This is a genomic window from Pedobacter cryotolerans (assembly GCF_005116475.1).
In the GTDB taxonomy this organism is placed as follows: Bacteria; Bacteroidota; Bacteroidia; order Sphingobacteriales; family Sphingobacteriaceae; genus Pedobacter; species Pedobacter cryotolerans.
Genome location: NZ_SWBO01000011.1, coordinates 114,298 through 120,703, shown reverse-complemented (window position 1 = coordinate 120,703; position 6,406 = coordinate 114,298). Strand labels below are relative to the sequence as shown.

The window sequence follows — 6,406 nt, the reverse complement described above, 5'->3', positions numbered from 1 at the left end:
TACCAATAAAAAATTTTGTGCTGCTAATCATCCTGTTATTTTTTATGTTTGTAATGTTTACCTAATTCCAACCCATCGATCCAAGTCCTTAATAATGGGTAATGCCCTAATTGTTATCTGGTCACTAAGGGAGAAAAATCGGTAGCGGATTGCATCATGCTATAGGTATAAAAACCTTGACAAAACGTTAATGTGCCGCTACCGATTAGGTAATCTTTTTAATATTTTATTCAAGGCTAAACTAATTGTAAATCCAATTAATCCATAAATAAGATACTGTTACAAATCTAAAGGACAAATACCTACACGCCTGTCGGGTTTATATTACAAAGCGCTGTGCCTTTGGCTAAATGAATAGCAAAATGCCTAAATTAGTTTCGTACAAAATCAACCTTATGAAAATCATCAAATACCTTCTTATACTTTTGTTCACTATCGCTTTAAACTTTACTGCAAAATCGCAAACTATAGATACCAGTAAATTCATTCTTCAAAATGATATTGATGTTGCCAAAGAAGAACCTGGAACGCACAAAGGTGGTGGCAAAACCATCGGATACAACTTCTTTGCAGATGCACAAAATTTAAAAATGGTTTTCAGAAAGAGAACTTTAAAATCAGGCTCTTCCATCGGTTATCACTTGCAAAAAGAAGATGAAATTTACTACATACTTAGCGGCAACGGCAAAATGAAAATGAATGGAGAAACTTTCTCGGTAAAAGCAGGCGATGCCATTTTAACCAGACCAGGCAGTTCGCACAGCATTGAGCCTAATGAGGGTAATGATTTAACGATTTTGATTGTTTATGAGAAGAAGTGAATAATAACTACATAGACACGTAGGAATATAGCTTTTATTATTTTATTTAGTGCTTGACGAGGACACCAACCAAGGAATAAACTGACGAAGTTCTCCAGAGCGCAACAGCCCATCAAACTTCGTAAGTTTATAATAGGAGCAAAAGCCTTTGTTAATTAAACGGGATTGAAGTGTAAATCCTTTTTGTTTTTTCTTAAGCTTTGACAACTTTTATAGCACAATATCTAGAAAGTTGTCAAAGCTCAAAAACAAAAAGATTGAAACGAAAGCCCGACTAACTTTAATTTTTGTACTGTAATTGCTTTTCTAAAATTAATCACAAAGCCTAAAATAATGATTGGTTGGTGAGGACACCAACCAGGGAAACTGAGGTTAAAAATGATCCTCTTCTGCTTTTTCTATCGCAACCGGATTAGTAGCCAACAAGTATTTTCCTTCATCAAACTCATTTTCGCTTTTGGCAATTACAATAGTTGCAATTCCGTTTCCAATCATGTTTGTAATTGCTCTTGCCTCACTCATAAAACGATCTACTCCCAATAAAATAGCAATATGTTCTACCGGCATTATTTTTAAAGCGGTTAACGTACTGGCCAAAACAATAAACCCGCTACCGGTTACACCAGCAGCACCTTTTGAGGTTACCATCAGTATCGCCATTACAGATAATTGCTGCGTTAAAGTTAAATCGACATTAAAAACTTGAGTTAAAAAGATCACAGCCATCGCCAAATAAATTGCGGTTCCATCTAAATTAAAGGAATAACCAGTAGGGATTACCAAACCTACTACTGATTTTTCGCAACCAATATCTTCCATCTTTTTCATCATACTTGGCAAAACCGATTCTGATGAAGATGTACCTAAAACAATTAAAATCTCCTGACGAATGTATTTCAAATATTTCCACAAGCTGAATTTGTAATACCTGCAAATGGCATTTAAAACAACAAAAATGAATAAAAAGCAAGTTAAATAAACCGCACCCATCAATTTCATCATCGGCAATAAAGTTCCTAAACCATATTTGCCAACGCTAAAAGCCATTCCGCCAAATGCGCCAACTGGGGCAACACGCATCACTACTTTCATGATGTTAAACAACACTTTGGAAATTTTATCGAACGTGCTGATGACCGAATGCCCAGCTTCTCCCATTTTGTTTAGTCCGTACCCAAATAAAATTGCGAAGAATAAAATCTGTAAAATTTCGCCTTTAGCAAATGCTTCGAATATATTTTTCGGAATAATATGAGCAATAAACTCTAACCAATTGATTTCTCCAGCCTGTGCTGTGTAAGCGGCAATTTTAGTTACATCGCCAGTTGGCACATTAACGCCAACACCCGGTTTTAAAACATTGGCCACCACCATACCAATGATGATTGCAAGGGTAGTTACAATTTCGAAATACAATAAAGCTTTACCGCCTACTCTACCTACCTTTTTCATATCGCCCATGTGGGCAATACCTAAAACAATGGTAAAAAATATAATAGGCGCTATTAACATGCTAATCATGTTAATAAAACTCTTGCTAATTAATTCGGCATAAGATGAAAAACCCGGATAAAAAACACCTACTAAAATACCTAAAGTTATGGCTACTAAAACTTGGAAAGTTAAATTGGAAAAAATATGCTTCATTAGAAATAATTACAACCTGAAATATAGAGAATTTTCTTTTGGGTTAATGATTTTTTTAAAATTTAGCACAAAAAGTATCAATAATACATAAAAAACGACGTTAGCATTTATATCTTTACAATGCAAATGCAACAAAATGAGAAACTTTAAAATTACAATCATCCTACTATCAATTTTTGCAGTAGCAATTTATGGGTGTAAAAAAGAGGAGGAAATTGCCGGATCAGAATTTGCAAAAGAACGATTTATTGGCAAATGGCCGCTTAAAAATCAGGTCATTATTGAAATTGAAAACTTTAGAGATACAAATCGTAATGATACCATTCCGTATTTGCCTGTTGACACTTTGGTTTATACAGCAGATGGGAAATACACAAGAAGAGGTATAACTGTTGATTATACGATAGATGCTGCCGGAGAAAATATAACTTACAATACTACTCCAGCTACAACTTGGCGTATTAAATTTATGCGAAACACTAGCATCATTTTAACACAAGAACGTACGGAACAAGTTGGCACAAATACCATTACTACTTATACCGAAGATCAGTTAGATAAGAAGTAGAAACAACTTTAATTTTTGGCTATCCCAACAGATGAAAATTGCAAATCGTACAATTTTTTATAATAGCCATCTAGCTTAAGCAAAGCTTGATGTGTTCCCTTTTCTTTGATTTCGCCTTTGTCTAACACAATAATTAAATCGGCTTTTTGTATGGTTGACAAACGGTGGGCAATTACAATTGAGGTTCTACCTTGCATCAATTTATCAATTGCAGTTTGTATCAACATCTCCGTTTCTGTATCAACTGATGAGGTAGCTTCATCCAACACTAAAATAGAAGGTTGGTACACTAAAGCTCTGATAAATGAAATCAATTGTGCCTGACCAGCAGAAAGTGTTGCACCACGTTCCATCACGTTATAATGATAGCCACCAGGCAAACGCTCAATAAAATCGTGAGCACCAACTTTTTTGGCAGCATCAACAACTTCCTCAAAAGTTATCTTTGGATTATTTAGGGTAATATTGTTAAAAATAGTATCAGAAAAAAGGAAAACATCCTGTAAAACCGTGGCAATATTACTTCGTAAATAACTCAGTTCATATTCCTTAATATCAACTCCATCTACTTTTATAGTTCCCTTTTGTATTTCGTAAAAACGGTTTAAAATATTGATGGTTGAAGATTTCCCTGCTCCTGTAGCGCCAACTAAAGCAACGGTTTGTCCGGCTTTAACCTCAAAAGAAATATCTTTTAACACATAGCTTTCTTCTTCACTTATCTCATCCTGATTATAGCTAAACCAAACTTTATCGAAGCTAATGGATCCCTGCATTTTTGTTGGAGCAAATGTGCCAATATTAGTTGTAGTTTCTTTGGTGTCTAAAACTTTAAAAACCCGTTCGGCACCAACCATCCCCATTTGTAAGGTATTAAATTTATCTGCCAGCTCTCTAATTGGCCTAAACAACATGTTAATACACATAATAAATGTGGTAATTACACCTGGCCTAACTTCCAACGGATTTTTTAATATACTATTTGCTCCGTACCAAATTAATAATCCCAATGATGTTGCCGAAATCATTTCTACAACCGGAAAAAATATAGAATAATACCAATTTGAACGGATATTGGCATCGCGGTAGCGAGAATTGATTTTAATGAATTTTTTATATTCTTGATCTTCTCTGGCAAAATATTGGATAATTGAAATGCCACTAATGTGCTCTTGCAGGTAAGTGTTAAGGTTAGAAACTTCGGTTCTGATTTCTTGAAAAGCTTTTTTGATTGCCTTTTGAAAAATTCTCGTGGCAACAATTAACAGTGGAATAGGTAATAAAACCACAATAGTTAACTCAACATCTACATAAAGCATAAAACCAATGATCACAATCACTTGTAGTAGATCGCCAATCATAGCAATTAAACCTTCGGAAAAAATATCAGCAATGGTTTCTAAATCTGATACCGTTCTGGTAATTAATTGTCCGATAGGTGTTTGATCGAAATATTTTAGCCTTAATTTAGTAATATGATTGAAAACATTTACACGCAAATCTTTAATGGCACTTTGGCCCAAAATATTAGTTAGTAAAGTATGACAGTATTGAAAAAGCGTTTGTAAAATAAGCAACAACAACATCAGAATTGTCATTTTCACCAAACCGCTGTAATCGCCTTTTAAGATAAATTCATCTAAAGTGTAACCGATTAAAAATGGTCTTACTGGCGCAATTATTGCCAAAAGCAAAGTTAAAACCACCGACCATGCAAAAATTTTACGATACGGTTTTACATACTCAAAAACCCTTCTGAGTAAACCTACGTTAAATGCATCACCTGTTATTTTAGACATGTATATTTTAATTTTGAATTAATGAGTTTAATTATAATTTGGAATGAGTGAGTTGAAGAATAATTTTGAATGAGTGAGTTTTGAATGATTGAATATTCTGCACCGTCAATAAAAAACAATTATCCTTCAATCATTCCAACATTCATTAACTCTCTAATTCGATCATTTCTCAGTCATTCAATCATTCTCTCCTTCAATCATTTAATCATTTTCTCCTTCTCTCATTCCTTAACATAAGGGTACTCCACTCCTACTAAATATAAACCACAAGCCGGCACAGATTGCCCAGCTTTACTTCTATTTTTACCTTCTATTATTTGAGCTACATTTGCTATTTCGAGATCTCCTTTACCCACCAAAACCATGGTACCAACAATTGCTCTTACCATGTTTCTTAAAAATCGATCTGCCTTAATGGTAAAAACCAAAGCTCCATCAATTTCTTCAAACTTGGCTTCAGTTATTTTACAGTTATTGGTAAAAGTTTGGGTTTTAGATTTACTGAAACAAGAAAAATCTGTAAAATTCAGTAAAACCTGAGCTGCTTCGTTCATTTTCACAATATCTAAATTGCCTTTATACAACCACGATCGATCTAACTTAAATGGATCTTTTGCAAAATGAATATGATAATTGTACATACGAGAGGTTGCATCAAAACGGGCATGGGCATCGTCTTTGACCTTAAAAATTCGTTTAACAGCAATATCATAAGGCAATAAGGAGTTAATGCCAGTTAAAGCATTTACAACCTCTCCTGCTGGTAAAATCCACACATCAAAATGAGCAAAAAACTGCGTTGCATGCACACCAGCATCGGTTCTACCACAACCAAGTGTAACAATATCTTGTCTAAAGTAAGTAGTTAAAGCTTTATCTAAACACTCCTGCACAGTTATCCCGTTAGGTTGGGTTTGCCAACCATGAAAATTTGTACCGTTATAACTAAGTTCTATAAAATATCTCTGCTTATTCAATTTTACAAAACTACTTAGAATGTTTGAATGTTGACAAGTTTAAAGTAGCAGATTGATGTAACATTTCAAATTTCAATCGTCCAACTTTACAAGTCCTTAAATCTTTTATTAAGTTTGCTTAAAATATTTAGTTATGATACAAAGAATACAAACAATATGGCTTTTATTAGCCGCACTTACAGTAAGCAGTTTATTAATTTTCCCGATGGTTACTACAACTGTGGGAAGTGATGAGTATCAAGTTTTAGCAACGGGTTTATATCAAAAAGCTAGTGGAGAATTTAAACAACTTGAAGCTTATTTACCGTTAATGATTGCTACAATAGCTGTAGCGTTAATGAGCCTTGCAAATATTTTTAATTTTAAAAACAGAACCGCTCAAAAAAGAGTAATTATGGCTAATGTTGTGCTAATTATTGGCTTGTCATTTTGGTGCAGTGTTTACGCTAAAAAAATACCAGGCGGCTTAGAAGTAGCCAATTATAATGTGGGTATGTTTGCCCCTGCAATTGCTATTTTCTTTTGTATTTTAGCCTTAAGAGGCATTAATCATGATGAAAAACTAATCCGTTCTGCTGATAGATTGAGGTAATT

General features: G+C 34.0%; 6 protein-coding genes. 3 read left to right on the top strand and 3 right to left on the bottom strand.

Going from position 1 to position 6,406, the window contains the following annotated elements; all coding sequences use genetic code 11:
- The first annotated feature begins 395 nt into the window (after positions 1 to 395).
- Positions 396 to 821, top strand: coding sequence for a cupin domain-containing protein (locus tag FA045_RS16200; RefSeq protein WP_136878127.1), 426 nt, complete (start codon positions 396 to 398; stop codon positions 819 to 821).
- Between the two features lie 372 nt (positions 822 to 1,193).
- On the opposite strand, the gene FA045_RS16195 is transcribed toward FA045_RS16200, so the two are convergent.
- A complete protein-coding gene (locus FA045_RS16195) occupies positions 1,194 to 2,468 on the bottom strand; it encodes a dicarboxylate/amino acid:cation symporter (RefSeq protein WP_136878126.1) in 1,275 nt (424 codons plus the stop codon).
- A 136-nt stretch (positions 2,469 to 2,604) separates the two neighbouring features.
- Between FA045_RS16195 and FA045_RS16190 the strand changes: the two genes are divergently transcribed.
- Positions 2,605 to 3,036, top strand: a complete 432-nt coding sequence (locus FA045_RS16190; RefSeq protein ID WP_136878125.1) for a hypothetical protein — start codon at positions 2,605 to 2,607, stop codon at positions 3,034 to 3,036.
- An 8-nt stretch (positions 3,037 to 3,044) separates the two neighbouring features.
- Here the strand turns inward: FA045_RS16190 and FA045_RS16185 are convergent, their stop codons facing one another.
- Entirely contained in the window at positions 3,045 to 4,835 is a 1,791-nt protein-coding gene (locus FA045_RS16185; protein ID WP_136878124.1) for an ABC transporter ATP-binding protein, read from the bottom strand.
- A 221-nt stretch (positions 4,836 to 5,056) separates the two neighbouring features.
- A complete protein-coding gene (gene truA, locus FA045_RS16180) occupies positions 5,057 to 5,812 on the bottom strand; it encodes a tRNA pseudouridine(38-40) synthase TruA (protein WP_136878123.1) in 756 nt (251 codons plus the stop codon).
- A gap of 133 nt (positions 5,813 to 5,945) precedes the next feature.
- On the opposite strand from truA, the gene FA045_RS16175 reads away from it, so the two are divergent.
- Positions 5,946 to 6,404 carry a DUF4293 domain-containing protein gene (locus FA045_RS16175; RefSeq protein ID WP_136878122.1) on the top strand — a complete coding sequence of 153 codons (459 nt, stop codon included), beginning with the start codon at positions 5,946 to 5,948 and terminating at the stop codon, positions 6,402 to 6,404.
- Positions 6,405 to 6,406 lie beyond the last annotated feature (2 nt).